Source organism: Paucibacter hankyongi (assembly GCF_037482915.1).
Taxonomy (GTDB): Bacteria; Pseudomonadota; Gammaproteobacteria; order Burkholderiales; family Burkholderiaceae_C; genus Paucibacter_A; species Paucibacter_A hankyongi.
Genome location: NZ_JBBHJX010000011.1, coordinates 107,054 through 123,105, shown reverse-complemented (window position 1 = coordinate 123,105; position 16,052 = coordinate 107,054). Strand labels below are relative to the sequence as shown.

At 62.8% G+C, this 16,052-nt stretch carries 10 protein-coding genes; 6 read left to right on the top strand and 4 right to left on the bottom strand.

Features of this window, described 5'->3' with window-relative positions; genetic code table 11:
* Window positions 1-62 precede the first annotated feature (62 nt).
* The 4 genes from WG899_RS16135 to WG899_RS16120 all read right to left on the bottom strand — a co-directional run bounded on the left by WG899_RS16135 (window position 63) and on the right by WG899_RS16120 (window position 4,265).
* Window positions 63-467 (bottom strand): VOC family protein, encoded by a 405-nt coding sequence (locus tag WG899_RS16135; protein ID WP_339596680.1) that lies wholly within the window; start codon window positions 465-467, stop codon window positions 63-65.
* Window positions 468-575: 108 nt separating this feature from the next.
* Window positions 576-2,267 carry an ABC transporter ATP-binding protein gene (locus WG899_RS16130; RefSeq protein ID WP_339596679.1) on the bottom strand — a complete coding sequence of 564 codons (1,692 nt, stop codon included), beginning with the start codon at window positions 2,265-2,267 and terminating at the stop codon, window positions 576-578.
* A 7-nt stretch (window positions 2,268-2,274) separates the two neighbouring features.
* A complete protein-coding gene (locus WG899_RS16125; RefSeq protein WP_263539712.1) occupies window positions 2,275-3,318 on the bottom strand; it encodes an ABC transporter permease in 1,044 nt (347 codons plus the stop codon).
* Window positions 3,319-3,326: 8 nt separating this feature from the next.
* On the bottom strand, window positions 3,327-4,265 hold the full coding sequence (locus tag WG899_RS16120; protein ID WP_339596678.1) for an ABC transporter permease: 939 nt from the start codon (window positions 4,263-4,265) through the stop codon (window positions 3,327-3,329).
* A gap of 418 nt (window positions 4,266-4,683) precedes the next feature.
* Between WG899_RS16120 and WG899_RS16115 the strand changes: the two genes are divergently transcribed.
* The 6 genes from WG899_RS16115 to WG899_RS16090 all read left to right on the top strand — a co-directional run bounded on the left by WG899_RS16115 (window position 4,684) and on the right by WG899_RS16090 (window position 15,947).
* On the top strand, window positions 4,684-6,522 hold the full coding sequence (locus WG899_RS16115; RefSeq protein ID WP_339596677.1) for an ABC transporter substrate-binding protein: 1,839 nt from the start codon (window positions 4,684-4,686) through the stop codon (window positions 6,520-6,522).
* A gap of 187 nt (window positions 6,523-6,709) precedes the next feature.
* Window positions 6,710-8,548, top strand: coding sequence for an ABC transporter substrate-binding protein (locus tag WG899_RS16110; RefSeq protein WP_339596676.1), 1,839 nt, complete (start codon window positions 6,710-6,712; stop codon window positions 8,546-8,548).
* A 28-nt stretch (window positions 8,549-8,576) separates the two neighbouring features.
* Window positions 8,577-10,454, top strand: a complete 1,878-nt coding sequence (locus WG899_RS16105; RefSeq protein ID WP_339596675.1) for an ABC transporter substrate-binding protein — start codon at window positions 8,577-8,579, stop codon at window positions 10,452-10,454.
* 11 nt (window positions 10,455-10,465) lie between these two features.
* Window positions 10,466-12,307, top strand: a complete 1,842-nt coding sequence (locus WG899_RS16100) for an ABC transporter substrate-binding protein (RefSeq protein ID WP_339596674.1) — start codon at window positions 10,466-10,468, stop codon at window positions 12,305-12,307.
* Between the two features lie 5 nt (window positions 12,308-12,312).
* Window positions 12,313-14,148: an ABC transporter substrate-binding protein gene (locus WG899_RS16095; protein ID WP_339596673.1), complete on the top strand. Its 1,836-nt coding sequence runs from the start codon at window positions 12,313-12,315 to the stop codon at window positions 14,146-14,148.
* A complete protein-coding gene (locus tag WG899_RS16090; RefSeq protein ID WP_339596672.1) occupies window positions 14,145-15,947 on the top strand; it encodes an ABC transporter substrate-binding protein in 1,803 nt (600 codons plus the stop codon). The genes WG899_RS16095 and WG899_RS16090 overlap by 4 nt, the downstream gene beginning before the upstream one ends.
* Window positions 15,948-16,052: the final 105 nt, after the last annotated feature.

The window sequence follows — 16,052 nt, the reverse complement described above, 5'->3', positions numbered from 1 at the left end:
CCGGCAAGATTGACTAGACCTCAGCCTGCTTTCAATCAGAACGAATACTTTGGCACCGGGCTTTAACTCGAAGCCACATCTTTGGGCGGCTCCCACAACTCCACCCGATGACCATCAGGGTCCATCACCCAGCCGAATTTGCCAAACTCGGAGACTTCGGTTTTGGGGTCAACTTCGCAGCCTTCGGCGCGCAAGGTGCTCAGCAGCGCCTCTAAATCATCGACCCGGTAATTGACCATGAAACCGGACTTGCTGGGCGCAAAGTAATCCGGCTCGGCCTTTGCATCAAAGATGCTCCAAATGGTTGAACCATTCGGCTCGGGCCGCTCCGGCGTTTGCCAAGCGAATGAAGTGCCACCCCATGCCTGCACATCGATACCCAAATGCTCGCGATACCAAGCCCGCAAGCGCTCCGGATCTTGGGACTTGATAAAGATGCCACCAATACCCGTAATGCGAGTTTGCATGTGCTGCTCCTGTTGAAACCTGCACTCACCAAGAAAATGGGGTCAGGTTCATTTGATATATGAACCTGACCCCATTTTGAGAGCTCAATATCGAGCCGGCTGTTGGCTTCAGGCCGCGGCTGCAACCTCGCCGCCTTGGTAACCACGCGGCACCGCGCCCAAGAGCTTGCGGGTGTATTCCTGCTTCGGCGCATCGAGCAAGGCCTGGGTCTCGTTTTGCTCGACCACATCGCCGTTTTGCATCACCAGCACTTCGTCGGAGATGAACTTCACCACCGCCAAGTCGTGGCTGATGAAGACATAGCTCAGGCCGAACTCGTCCTGCAGGTCCTTCAGCAAATTGAGCACCTGAGCCTGCACCGACACGTCCAGCGCCGACACCGCTTCGTCCAGCACCAAGACCTCGGGGTTCAGCGTCAGGCAGCGGGCAATCGCAATGCGCTGACGCTGGCCGCCGGAGAACTCATGCGGGTACTTGTTCAGCACCGTGTCGTCCAGGCCCACCTTCTTCAGCAGGGCGCTGGCGCGAGCCAGACGCTCTTCGTGGTTGGCCCCGATCTTGTGGATCTCCATCGGCTCAACCAGGGTCTGGCCGATGGTGAAGCGCGGGTTCAGCGAGGCATAGGGGTTCTGGAACACCACCTGGATGCGGCGGCGCATCTTTTGCCAGTCATTGCCGCTCATCTTCAGCAGGTCTTTGCCTTCGAACAAGACCTCGCCGCCAGTCGGCTCATGCAGACGCAAGAGCGTCAGGCCCATGGTGGTCTTGCCGGAGCCGGACTCGCCCACCACGCCCAAGGTGTAGCCCTTGCGCAGCTTGAAGCTGACTTCTTTGACGGCCTTGAACTCCTTCTTGCCGAACAGGCCGGCCTTGAAGAAGAAGCTCTTCTTCAGACCGCGCGCTTCCAGGATCACTGGTGCATTCGGGTCCTTGGCCTTGCCCACGCCTTCGCTGATGCTGCGGCCGGCGATGTGGTCGTCGATCACCATCAGGCGGGCCGGGTTCTCGGTCAGCGAGGGGCGGCAGGCCAGCAGGGCCTTGGTGTAGCTGTCTTGCGGATTGCTGAAGATCTGAGCCACTGGGGCCTTCTCGCGGATCTGGCCATGGCGCATCACCACCACCTGGTCCGAGATTTCGCCCACCACGCCGAGGTCGTGCGAGATGAACAGCAAGCTCATCTTGTGCGTTTCCTTCAGCTTGGCCATCAGCTCCATCACTTGGCGCTGGATGGTCACGTCCAGCGCCGTGGTCGGCTCGTCGGCGATCAAGAGCTTGGGCGAGCAGGCCAGGGCCACGGCAATCATCACGCGCTGCTGCTGGCCACCCGACATCTCGTGCGGATAAGCCTTCAGGCGACGCTTGGGCTCGGGGATGCCCACTTCATTGAGCAGCTCTTCGGCACGCACCAGGGCCTGCTTCTTGCTCATGCCCATGTGCTTGATCAGCGGCTCCATGATCTGGTCGGCCACGGTGAACACCGGGTTCAGCGAGGTCATCGGATCCTGGAACACGCAGGCGATGTCGCGGCCACGGATGGCTTGCAACTCGCGCAGCGAGCATTGGCGCAGGTCCTGCCCTTGGAACAGGATCTTGCCCTCGCGCTCGGCGTTGTCGGGCAGCAGGTTCAGGATGGACATGGCCGTCACCGACTTGCCCGAACCCGACTCGCCCACCAGGGCCACGGTCGAGTTCTCGGGGATGTCAAAGCTGATGCCCTTGACGGCCAATGCGCGCTGCATCTGGCCGTCCACCTTGCCCATGCGGAAGGCGACCTTCAGGTCTTGAATAGATAACAACATGTTTAGATCACTCCAGGCCGCGAAGCTTCGGGTCCAGCGCATCGCGCAAAGCATCGGTGAACAGCGCGAACGCCGTCACAAAGATGGCCATCAGCCCAGTCACGGCAGCCAGCTGCCACCAGTAGCCCAGGATCAGCTCGCTTTGCGATTCGCTCAGCATCGTGCCCCAAGACACTTGGTCCACGCCCACGCCCAAGCCCAGATAAGACAAGATCACTTCGCTCTTGATGAAGCTCACCACGTGCAGGCTCAGCTGCACCAGGGCCACGTGCGAGACGTTGGGCAGGATGTGCTTGAACATGCGCGAGTACTTGGAGGCGCCGATGGCCTCGGCCGAACGCACATACTCACGCACCGAGTGCTTCATGAACTCCGCACGAATCAAGCGGTAGATGCCGGGCCAGCCGGCCAGGCCCAGAATCATCACCACCGACATCACGCCGCGGCCGAAGATCACCGCAAAAGCGAAGATCAGCAAGATGCTGGGGATGGCGGTGAAGACGTTGTAGAGCCACTCCAAAAAGTCGCCAACGCGGCCGCCAAAGAAGCCCGACAGGGCGCCCAGCACGGTGCCGATGATGGTGGCCACCACGGCCGCCAACACACCGACCAAGATGGACACTTCCGCGCCCTTGATGGCCTTGGACATCACATCGCGGCCCAGGCGGTCACCGCCCAGCGGCAGCGTTTCGGCCTTGACCAGGGTCTCGGTCTTGTACTGCTTGGCGCGCTCTTCCCATTCCTTGTACTTGGGTGCCAAGGGGTCGATATCGCTCAGGTCCACATTCGGGCCCTTGGGCGTGACGATGGCGCCGGTGGCTTCGGCAGGCGCCGGGCCGATGAAGGTCGGCGGCGCATTCGGCACGCCAACTTCCTTCTGCCAGTTCTTGGCGATCAGGCCAGTGCTGGAGGCAATCACCATCAGCAAGAAGAAGCCGACGATGACCATGGAGACCATGCCCACCTTGTCGGTGCGCAGGCGGCGCCAGGACGCAGCCCAGACGCCTTCGGATTTTTGCGCCGCCTTCGGTGCGGCAGTGTTGTTCGACATGACCGCACTCATTTCAGCACCACCCGTGGATCGACCAGCTTGTAGAGCAAGTCGGTGATCAAGTTCACCACCATGGTCAAGAAGGCGATGTAGATCGCAAAAGCCTGAATGACGGGGTAATCGCTGCGGTTCACCGCCAGCAATATCTCACGGCCCAGGCCGGGGATGGAGAAGAACACCTCCAACAAGAAGCTGCCGACGAACACGCCGGGCAGGGCCACGGAGATGTTGGTCATGATCGGAATCATGGCGTTGCGCAGCACATGCTTGAGCAGAATCGTGCCCTCGGTCATGCCCTTGGCGCGCGCGGTGCGCACATAGTCGTGGCCGATTTCATCGAGGAAGAAGGTGCGGTACAGACGGGTGTAAGGCGCAATCGCCACCGCCACGGCCACCATCACCGGCAGCGGCGCATAAGTGGTCAAGTTGGTCCAAACGCTGTCGGTCCAGCCCTGCACCGGGAACCAGCCCAGGCGGAAGGCGAACACATACTGACCCACGATCACATAGACCAGCAGCGAGATCGACACCGCCACCGTGCTGATGATCATCACCGCGCGGTCGGTCAGGCTGCCACGCACCGAGGCCACGGCCAGCGCAAACGGAATCGCCAGCAGCACTTCCAGGAAGAGGATAGGCAACATCACCGTCAGCGTGGCCGGCAAGCGGCTGCTGAACAGGCTGGCCACCGACTCATTGGTCGCCCAGCTCTTGCCCCAGTCGAAGGTGATGATCTGCTTGACGAAGATCCACAGCTGCTCGAGCACCGGCTTGTTCAGGCCCAGCTGTTCGCGGATCGCGTCGATCTGCTCAGGGCTGGCGTTCAGGCCGCCGAGGATTTCGGCCGGGTCGCCGCCAAAGTACTTGAAAAGAAAGAACACCAGCAGCACGACGCCGAGCAGAGTCGGAATCATTTGCCACAGGCGCCTGAGCAGGTAGGCCAACATTGCTGTCGCGTCTCCAGGGTTGCAGGTCGCAGTTCGACAAAAGTTAAACCCCGCAGGCTCGTGGCGAACGGGGTTTGCGCAAAGAAAAACTGGCGCGAGTCTAGTCGAACTGCCGCCGCTCGCTAACCGGCATTTGCCCTCGCAGCCCCCGCGCATGCGGGGCTGGATCGAGTAAAACTCGCGCCTTGCCCGATGTTTTGCGGCCCGGCCAGCGGATCGCGCCTAGCCTGATGCATCTTGTGCATGAGCTTGCCGGCGGACAAAGCACTAGACTGCGCGGCTCCGCGACATGCCTCAACCTGAGGAAAACCCCGTTTCCATCGGCATTTGCGGGCCAAGAACCCGGTTTTGAGGGGTGCTACCGGCACCCCAACGCGCTTCGCCACCGCCGAGCAAATGAATAGAAGATGAACCTCGAATGAAAAATCTCTTGAAGCAAGGCCGACTGACCGTGCTCACGCTGGCGCCACTGATTTGCGGCCTGTTCGCGACAGCCGCGAACCCGGTATTCGCCCAGACCACCGAGCCCAAGGTGCTGCGCTACGCCTTCCGCGCGGCCGAGACCGGCTTTGACCCGGCGCAGATTTCCGACAGCTACTCCAAGGCCGTGGCCGCCGGCATCTTTGATGCGCCACTGGAATTTGAGTATCACACCCGCCCGGCCAAGCTTCGCCCCAACACCTTGGTGGCCATGCCCGAGCTGTCGGCCGACTTCAAGACCCTGACCTTCGAGCTCAAGCCCGGCATTTACTTCGACGACCACGAGGTCTTCGGCGGCAAAAAGCGCGAACTGGTTGCGGCCGACTATGTCTACTCGATCAAGCGCCATTACGACCCGGTCTGGAAGAGCCCGAACCTCTACCTGCTGGAGAACGTCAAGATCCTCGGCCTCTCCGAGCTGCGCAAGGAGTTGATGGCCGGCAAAAAACCGTTTGACTACGACCGCCCGGTCGAAGGCCTGCAGGTGCTGAGCCGCTACAAATTCCAGGTCAAGCTGGGCGTTGGCGACCCGCGCTTCATCAACCAGTTTGCCGACGCCGGCTTCCTCGGCGCGGTGGCCCGCGAAGTGGTGGAGAAGTACGGCACCAAGGTGATGGAACACCCAGTCGGCACCAATGCCTGGCGCCTTGGCGAATGGCGCCGCAGCTCGCAAATCGTGCTGGAAAAGAATCCCAACTTCCGCGAACTGCACTATGCGGAAGTGGCGCCCGCCGGCAACCCGGCACTGGCCGCCCAGGTCGCAGCGCTGCAAGGCCGCCGCATGCCGATGGTGGACAAAGTGGTGATCGCCATCATCGAAGAGGCACAACCGCGCTGGTTGTCCTTTATCAACGGCGAAAAAGACGTGATCGAAGAAGTGCCGGCCGATTTCGCCGGCATCGCCATGCCCGGCAACAAGCTGGCCCCGAACCTGGCCAAACGCGGCATCCAGATGACGCGCTACCCGCGTGCCGACGTGGCCTTCACCTACTTCAATATGGAAGACCCGGTGATCGGCGGCTACACGCCCGAGAAGATCGCGCTGCGCCGCGCCATCTCACTGGGCTCGGACATCGACAAGCAAATCCGCCTGGCCCGCCGCGGCCAAGCCGTGCCCTCGCAAGGCCCGATCGCCCCTGGCACCTTCGGCTTCGACCCCGATTTCAAGTCCGAGATGGGCGAGTTCAACCTCGCCAAGGCCAAGAGCCTGCTGGACCTGTACGGCTATGTCGACAAGGACGGCGACGGCTGGCGCGACCAGCCCGATGGTTCGCCACTGAAGCTGGAATACGCCACCCAGCCGGACAGCACCAACCGCCAACTCAATGAGCAATGGCAGTTGACGATGAATGCGCTGAAGATCCGCATCAAGTTCAAGACCGCAAAATGGCCGGAGAACCTGAAGGCGGCCAACGCCGGCAAGCTGCAGATGTGGGGCGTGTCCTGGGTGGCCACGGCGCCCGATGGCGACACCTTCCTGGCCCTGGGCGATGGCGGTGCAAAGGGCAAGGCCAACAAGGCTCGCTTTGACCTGCCGGCCTACAACGCGCTCTACGCCAAGCAAAAGTCGCTGCCCGATGGCCCAGAGCGCCAGGCGGTGATGGCCGAGGCCGCCAAGCTGCTGATCGCCTACATGCCCTACAAGACCGAGGTGCACCGCGTCTTCACCGACATGGCGCAACCCTGGGTGCTGGGCTACAACCGCAATGTCTTTGTGCGCGACTTCTGGAAGTATGTGGACATCGACACCGAGGTCTTGAAGCGCCAGGGCAACTGAACAGCCGCCCCTGAAGCCCCGGCCCCCAAACCTGGGGTTGGACTGCATGGCCGAGCAGTCAGACAGGCACTAGACTTCGCCCTGAGTCAATCTCGTCGAGCGACTCAGCAAAAGCTCCATCGCGCCGAGGCCACAAGCCTGCCGGCGCGTTTGTTTGTCTGTCCACCCCACCAGGATGCAAGCTATCGTGCTGCGACCCCGGACCACGGCCCTGCTGCTGATTTCTGCCTCGCTGGCTTTGGCCAGCGCGGGCCCGCTGCGCGCCCAGGAGGCGCAGCCGCAGTCGGCCAGTCCCAAGGTCTTGCGCTACGCCTTCCGCATCGCGGAGACCGGCTTTGACCCGGCGCAGATCTCCGACCTGTACTCACGCATCATTGCCGGCGGCATCTTCGACGCACCGCTGCAGTACGAATACCTTGCCCGGCCCATCCGCCTGCGGCCCGCCACGGCCGAAAGCCTGCCTGAGGTTTCGGCCGACTTTAAAACGCTGACCTTTCGCATCAAGCCCGGCATCTATTTCAACGATGACCCGGCCTTTGGCGGCAAGAAGCGCGAGCTGACCGCGGCCGACTACATCTATTCGATCAAGCGCCATTACGACCCGCGCTGGAAAAGCCCGAATCTCTATCTGCTCGAGAACGCCCGCATCCCCGGCCTGAGCGAACTGCGCCGCGAGGCGCTGAAAAACAAGGCGCCGTTTGACTACCAGCGCGCCGTCGCCGGCCTGACGCTGATCGACCGCTACAGCTTCCAGGTCCGCACCGAGACCGGCGACCCGCGCTTCGTCAATCAGTTTGCCGACCCTTCGACGCTGGGCGCCGTCGCCCATGAGGTGGTCGAGCAGTACGGCGACAAAATCATGGAGCACCCGGTTGGCACCGGTGCCTGGGCCCTGAGCGAATGGCGGCGCAGCTCGCGCATGGTGCTGACGCCCAACCCCAATTACCGCGAGGTGCTGTACGACGAGCAGCCCCCAGCCGACAACGCCCGCCTGGTCGCGCAGGCCACCCGACTGCAGGGCCGCAAGCTGCCGATGCTGGACCGCGTCGAGATCGCCATCATCGAAGAGAACCAACCGCGCTGGCTGTCCTTCCTGCGCGCCGAGGCCGATTTTGTCGACGAGGTGCCGAACGAATACGCGCCGATTGCGCTGCCGAACAACAAGTTGGCGCCGAACCTGAGCAAGTTGGGTCTGCAGATGGTGCGTTATGCGCGGGCCGATGTGGCGATCTCCTACTTCAATATGGAAGACCCTGTGGTGGGCGGCTACACGCCGGAGAAGATTGCGCTGCGCCGCGCGATCTCGCTGGCCATCGACCTCGACAAAGAAATCCGCCTGCCCCGGCGCGGCCAGGCGCTGGCCTCTCAAGGCCCGATCAGCCCCGGCGTCTTCGGCTACGACCCAGGCCTGAAGACCACCATGAGCGAGCATGACCTGGCACGCGCCAAGGCCTTGCTCGACCTGTATGGCTATGTGGACCGCGACGGCGATGGCTGGCGCGATCAGCCCGACGGCAGCCCGCTGACGATTGAATACAGCACCGAGCAAGACGGCGAGAAGCGCGCGCTGGCCGAGCTCTGGCAAAAGGCGATGGACGCCATCCAGGTACGGATCAAGTTCCGCCACGCCAAATGGCCCGAGAACCTGAAGGCCTCGACCGCCGGCAAGTTGATGATGTGGGGCGTGGGCTGGAGCGCCGCCTCGCCCGATGGCGACACCTTTTTGGCCCTCGGCTATGGGCCCAACAAGGGTCAGTCCAACAAGGCCCGCTTCGACCTGCCGGCCTATAACGCCTTGTACGAACAGCAGAAGAAGCTGCCCAACGGCCCCGAGCGCTTGGCGGTGATGACCGATGCGCAGAAGCTCCTGGCCGCCTATATGCCGATCAAGTTGCATGTGCACCGCGTCTACACCGACCTGGCCCAGCCCTGGGTGATTGGCTATGACCGCAATGTTTTTGTCCGAGACTTTTGGAAGTACCTCGACATCGACACCCAGCTCCTGAACCCAACCCACAAGCCTTGAGTCCAAGACCCCAGATCGCCCATTTCCCATGACTGCAAGCTCGTTCTCTTTCGCACGCCACCAGGGCCTGCTGCGCACCGCCATCGGCAGCCTGGCCTTGGCCCTGCTCGGCGCCAGCGCATGGGCCACCGGCACGGCGCCCAGCCCCGATGGCACAGCCGCAGCCAGCACGCCGGCTGCCCCCAAGGTGATGCGTTACGCCTTTCGCATAGCCGAGACCGGCTTTGACCCGGCCAAGGTGACCGACATCTATTCACGCATCGTCACCCAGCACATCTTCGAAGGCCTCTACACCTACGACCATCTGGCCCGGCCGGCCAAGCTCAAACCGCTGACGGCGGCCAGCCTGCCCGAGGTCAGCGCCGACTACAAGACCTGGACCATCCGCGTTCAGCCCGGCATCTACTTTGCGGACCACCCGGTCTTCAAAGGCAAGAAGCGTGAACTGACGGCCGCGGACTATGTCTACAGCTTCAAACGCTTTGCCGACCCGCTGACCAACTCGCCCACCTGGGACGGGCTGGAAGAAAACCATTTGCTGGGCTTGAACGAATACCGCGCCGAAGTCCAAAAGAGCAAAAAGCCCTTCAACTACGACAAGCCGATCGAGGGCTTGAAGGCGCTGGACCGCTACACGCTGCAGATCCGCCTCGCCAAGCCGCGCCCGCGCTTTGACCAGACCCTGGCCGACGGCAGCCTCTTGGGCGCGGTGGCCCGCGAGGTGATCGAGCTGGACCCCGAGCACAGCAGCGAAACCCCGGTGGGCACCGGCCCCTTCCAGCTGGCCAGCTGGCGGCGCAGCTCGCAGATCGTGCTGGAGCGCAACCCCGGCTACCGCGAGCGCTACTACGACGCCGAGCCGAATGCCGACGACGCCGAGGGCCAAGCCTATCTGGCCCGCTTCAAGGGCCGCCGAATTCCGATGATCGACAGGGTGGAGATCGCCATCATCGAAGAGAACCAGCCGCGCTGGTTGTCCTTCCTGGATGGCCAGTTCGACCTGCTGGACCGCACGCCGGAGGACTTCATCAACCAGGCCATGCCCGGCGGCAAGGTGGCGCCCAACCTGGCCAAGCGCGGCATTCAAAGCTACCGGGTGGTGACCTCCGATGTGCTGTTCACCGTCTTCAATCTGGAAGACCCGGTGATCGGTGGCTATACGCCGGAGCGCATTGCGCTGCGCCGCGCGATTGCCCTGGGCACCAACTCCGAACGTGAGATTCAGCTGGTGCGACGCGGCCAGGCGATCAGCGCGCAGTCCATCATGCTGCCGCACACCACCGGCTACGACCCGCAGTTCAAGAGCGAGAGCGGCGACTACGACCCGGCCCGCGCCAAAGCCCTGCTTGATCTGTATGGCTATCTCGACCGCGACGGCGACGGCTGGCGCGAGCAGCCCGACGGCAGCCCGCTGGTCTTGGAAAGCTTGACCACGCCCGAGCAGTTCCAGCGCCAGATCGACCAGATCTGGCAAAAGAGCCTGGCCGGCATCGGCATCAAGGTGCAGTTCAAGACCGCCAAATGGCCGGAAAACCTCAAGTCCATGCGCGCCGGCAAATTCCAGATCTGGTCGCTGGCCAGCTCGGCCGCCTCGCCCGATGGGCAAGACGCCTTGGGCTTCTACTACAGCGACCGCATTGGCGGGCAGAACTACGCGCGCATCAAACTGCAAGCGCTGGACGATCTCTACGAGCAGTCCAACGCCTTGCCCGATGGTCCCGAACGCATGGCTTTGTTCAACGAGCTGAAGCGCCTGGGTGCAGCCTATGCGCCTTATCGGCCGCGCGGCCACCGCATCATCACCGACTTGGCGCACCCACAATTGCTGGGCTATCGCCGCCCGCAGTTCTGGCTGAATTTTTGGGAATATGTCGATATCGACGCCAGCCGCCGACAGACTCACTGACACAGATGAAGATGAAACTGATCCCTTGTATTTTGAGCGGCCTGTTGGCCCTGTCCGCACAGGCCAACACGAACGCCCAGCCCGCAACCGCTGCATCGGCCACATCAACAACATCGACAGCAACAGCGCCCAAGGTGCTGCGCTATGCCTTCCCGATCGCCGAGACCGGCTTTGACCCCTCGCAACTCAGCGACATCTACTCGCGCACCGTCACCGCCGGGATTTTTGAGGCCCTGTACCGCTATGACCACTTGGCCCGGCCGGTGCAGATCAAGCCCTTGGTGGCGGCGGGCATGCCCGAAACCTCGGAGGACTTCCGCACCTTCACCGTCAAGATCCAGCCCGGCATCTACTTCGCCGAGGACGAGGCCTTCAAGGGCAAGAAGCGCGAACTGACCGCACATGACTTCGTCTACAGCTTCAAGCGCTATGCCGACCCGACGCTGAAAAGCCCCGGCTGGAGCAGCTTCGAAGAGGCCGATTTGGTGGGCCTGGCAGCCCTGCGCAAGAAGGCCCTGGACAGCAAAAAACCCTTGGACTACGACAAGGAAATTGAAGGCCTGCGCGCCTTGGATCGCTACACGATCCAGTTCAAGACCGTCAAAGCTCGGCCGCGCTTGATGGAGTCCATACTGGCCGGCAGCGACCTTTATGGTGCGCTGGCCCGCGAGGTGGTCGAGCACTACGGCGACAAAATCGGCGAACACCCGGTTGGCACCGGTCCCTTCCGCCTGGCCGAATGGCGACGCAGCTCGCGCATCGTGCTGGAGAAGAACCCGGACTACCGCGAGCGCCTCTATGACGCCGAGGCCACACCGGACGATGCCGAAGGCCTCGCCCTGCAAGCCCGCTTCAAGGGCCGCCGCATCCCCATGTTGGACCGGGTTGAGATTGCCATCATTGAAGAGGTGCAACCGCGCTGGCTGTCCTTCCTGAATGCCGAGAAGGACTTCCTGGAACGGGTACCGGCCGAGTTCATCAGCCAAGCCATGCCGAATGGCAAGGTCGCGCCCAATCTGGTCAAGAAGGGCATGCAGGGCTTTCGCGTGATCGGCCCCGATGTGGGTCTGACCACCTTCAATATGGAAGACCCCATCGTGGGCGGCTACACGCCCGACAAGATCGCGCTGCGCCGCGCCATCAGTCTGGCCATCGATGTGCAACGCGAAATCCGTCTGGTGCGGCGCGGCCAGGCCGTGCAGGCGCAGTCGCCCATCGTGCCGCACACCACCGGCTACTCGGCCGACTACAAATCAGAGACCGGCGACTTCGATCCGGGGCGCGCCAAGGCCCTGCTCGATCTGTATGGCTATGTGGACCAAGACGGCGACGGCTGGCGCGATTTGCCCGATGGCAAGCCCTTGCTGCTGATCCGCAATACCCAGCCCGACAACGCCTCGCGTCAACTGGATGAGCTGTGGCAGAAGAACCTCAGTGCCATCGGCATCAAGACCCAGTTCAAGACGGCCAAATGGCCCGAGAACTTGAAGACCGCGCGTGGTGGCAAGTTCATGATCTGGGGCGTGGCGTCTTCGGCCTCGCAACCCGATGGCCAAAGTGCCTTGCAGCGCCTCTACGGGCCCGCCACCGGCGGGCAAAACCTGGCACGCTTCAAGCTGCCAGAGTTCGATGCGCTGTACGACCGCATGCAGGCCATGGCCGATGGCCCCGAGCGCGAAGCCCTGCTGCTGCAAGGCAAGCGCATCGCCACCACCTATATGCCTTACAAGCAGCACACCCACCGCATCCTGACCGATATGGCGCAAGGCTGGGTAGCGGGCTATCGACGTCCGCTGTTCTGGCAGGACTGGTGGCAGTACGTCGACATTGATGAGAGCAAGAAGCCGAAGTGAGTGTGATGAGCATGTTCCGCATTTCCAAGCAGCTGGTCTGCGCTGTCGCCACACTGAGCCTGAGCATCGGCCTGACGCTGCCGGCGACGGCAGCCCCCGAAACGGCCAGCACCAGCCCCAAGGTGCTGCGCTACGCCTTCCAAATCGCCGAGACCGGTTTCGACCCGGCGCAGATCAGCGACACCTACTCACGCATCATCACCTCGCATGTGTTCGAGGCGCTGTACCACTACGACTATCTGGCCGAGCCGATCAAGGTCAAGCCCTTGACGGCGGCGGGCATGCCCGAGGTTTCGGCCGACTTCAAGACCTGGACCGTTCGCATCAAGCCCGGCATCTTCTTCACCGATGACCCGGCCTTCAAAGGCAAGCCGCGCGAACTGGTGGCGGAGGACTATGTCTACAGCTACAAACGCTTTGCCGACCCGGCCAGCAAAAGCCCCACCTGGACCACGGTGGGCGACTTTGGCCTGATCGGCCTGAATGAGTTGCGCGAGCAAGCGCTCAAGACCAAAAAGCCCTTCAACTACGAGCAGCCCATCGAAGGCCTGCGCGCGCTGGACCGCTACACCCTGCAGTTCAAGCTGAAAGAAAGCCGGCCGCGCTTCATCTATGGCTTGGCACAGAGCGATCGCTTTGGCGCCGTGGCCCGCGAGGTGATGGAGGCCTACGCCGACCGTACGATGGAGCATCCCGTCGGCACGGGCCCCTTTGTGCTGAAGGATTGGCGACGCAGCTCGCGCATGGTGCTGGAGAAAAATACCGCTTACCGTGAGCGTTATTACGAAGCCGAGCCGGCGGCCGATGATGCCGAAGGCCAGGCGCTGCTGGCCCGCTTCAAGGACCGGCGTATCCCGATGATTGACCGGGTCGAGATCGCCATCATCGAAGAGTCGCAGCCGCGCTGGCTGAGCTTTGTCGGTGGGGAACATGATTTGCTCGACCGGGTACCGCCCGAGTTCGTCAACGTGGCCCTGCCCAAGGGCAAGCTGGCGCCCAACCTGGCCAAGCGTGGCTTTCAGCTGTTTCGCGTGATGGGGGCGGAGAGCGCCTTCACCTTCTTCAACCTGGAAGACAAAACGCTGGGCGGCTACAGCGAAGACAAGGTGGCGCTGCGCCGCGCCCTCTCGCTGGCCTTGAACATCGAGCGCGAGATCAACGGTGTGCGGCGCGGCCAGGCGGTGCCGGCGCAGTCGATGATTCCGCCTCACACCTCGGGCTATGACGCGGCCTACAAGAGCGCGAACAGCGACTTCGACATCCCGCGCGCCAAGGCCTTGCTGGACCTGTACGGCTATGTGGACAAAGACGGCGACGGCTGGCGCGACATGCCCGATGGCTCGCCGCTGGTGATCGAAGTGGCCACCCAGCCAGACGCGCTCTCGCGCCAGTACGACGAGCTCTGGCAGCGCAATTTTGGCTCGGTGAACATCCGCACCAAGTTCTTCCATGGCAAGTGGCCGGAGCAGCTGAAGCAGGCGCGCGCCGGCAAGCTGATGTTGTGGATGTTGGCCGACAGCGCCAACTCGCCCGATGGCCTGGACCAGATGCTGCGCCTCTACAGCCCGGCCATTGGCGCGCGCAACTATGCCCGCTTCAAGTCCGCCGAGTTCGACAAGATTTACGAGCAACTTCAAGTGATGCCCGACAGCCCCGAGCGCGAGGCCTTGTTCCAGCAAGCCAAGCGCATCGTGGCCGCCTATGTGCCCGAGAAGACCCATGTGCACCGCATCATCAATGACATGAGCCAGGCCTGGGTGATCGGCTACCGCCGGCCGCTGTTCAGCAATGACTTCTGGCAGTTCATTGATGTGGACAACTCGCTAAAGCCCGCACGATGAGTTCAAGACGCCGTTTTCTGCGCCAGGGTGCGGCGCTCGCCGGCAGCACTTGCTTGGCCGCGCCGAGCTTGGCCTCGGCTAAGGCGGTATCTGGACGCAAGGTTTTGCGCACCGCCTTCAACTCGGCAGAGGTTGGCTTCGACTTGCCGCAGGTCTCCGACCAGACCTCGGTGACCGTGGCTTCGCACATCTTTGAGCCGCCGCTGACCTTTGACTATCTGGCCAGGCCGGTGGTGCTCAAGCCTTTGACGGCGGCAAGCCTGCCCGAGGTCTCGGCCGACTTCAAACACTTTGTCTTCACGATCAAGCCCGGCATTTACTTCGCCGATGACCCGGCCTTCAAGGGCAAGAAGCGCGAGCTGGTGGCCGAGGACTATGTCTACAGCATCAAGCGCTACTACGACCCGCGCATCAAGACCGAGCACCTCTACCAGTTCGAAACGGCCAAGCTGCTGGGCCTGACGGAGCTGCGCAATCAGGCGCTGAAGAACAAGACCGCGTTCGACTACGACAAGCCGGTGGCCGGCCTGCGCGCGCTGGACCGCTATCGCTTCGAGGTGCGCCTGGCCGAGCCCGACCCGCGCTTCGTCAATGTCTTTGCCAGCAGCAATTTCACCGCTGCCGTGGCGCGCGAAGTGGTCGAGGCCTATGGCGACGACATCATGGCGCACCCGGTGGGCACCGGGCCTTTCCGGCTGAAGAGTTGGCGGCGCAGTTCGGAGATCGTGCTGGAGCGCAACACGAATTTCCGCGAGCAGTTTTTCGAATCCGACGGACCTGCCGCTGGCGATGCAGACGCCGCACGGGCCGCCAAGGACTTGGCCGGCAAGCGCCTGCCGCTGCTGGACGAGATTCGCGTCAGCATCATCAATGAGGCCCAGCCACGCTGGCTGGCCTTTTTAGGCGGCGAGCTGGACCTGCTCGAGATGCCGGTCGATGTGGCGCGCCTCGCCCTGCCGAATGGCCGGCTGGCACCGAATCTGCAAAAGCGCGGGGTGCGTGCGCTGGATTCGCACGGTGCCGACATTGCCTTCAGCTACTTCAACCTGGAAGACCCACAGATCGGCGGCTACACGCCCGAGAAAGTGGCGCTGCGCCGCGCCATCGTGCTGGCTTATGACAACGCCGAGGAAACACGGCTGGTGCTGCAGGGTCAGGCCTTGCCGGCCCAGAGCATGTTGCCCTCGCTGATCTACGGCCACCAGCCCGAGCTGCGCAGCGAGGCCGGCTTGACCGACCCGGCCCGCGCCCAGGCCCTGCTGGACCTGTATGGCTATGACAAGCGCGATGCCGAAGGCTACCGCCTCAACCCCGACGGCAGCCCGCTGACGCTGCGCCGTGCCGGCCGCGAAACCGCGCGCGAACGCCAGCTGCACGAGCTGTGGAAAAAGAAAATGGATGCGGTGGGCCTGCGCATGCAGTTCGAGACCGCCACCTTCGGCGAGTTGATCAAGAAAGCCTTGGTCGGCCAGCTGATGATCTGGGGCTACACCTGGGACCTGGGTTCCCCCGACGGCGACTTTTTACTGGGCATGGGCTATGGGCCGAACGCCGGCCAATCGAACGATGCGCGCCTGAAGCTGGCCGAGTACGACCGCATCTACGAGCGCCAACGGGTACTGCCTGACGGCCCCGAGCGCCTGGCCCTGATGCACAAGGCCACCCATCTGATGCTGGCCTATATGCCCTATCACCCGCACAACTACCCGCTGCGGGTGGATATGTTGCAAAAAGAAGTGCGCGGCTTTGTGCGACACCCTTTCAACCGGGATCGCTGGCGCTTTGTGGACATGGGTTGAGAGCATCCCTGGCCTCTAAGTCCTGGGATGGTTCGCGCGGGAGCAGTCCGGCGCCGCGTTTTGCTCCGTGTCATTCCGGCGTGACCTAGGGTCACGGCCTCCCTT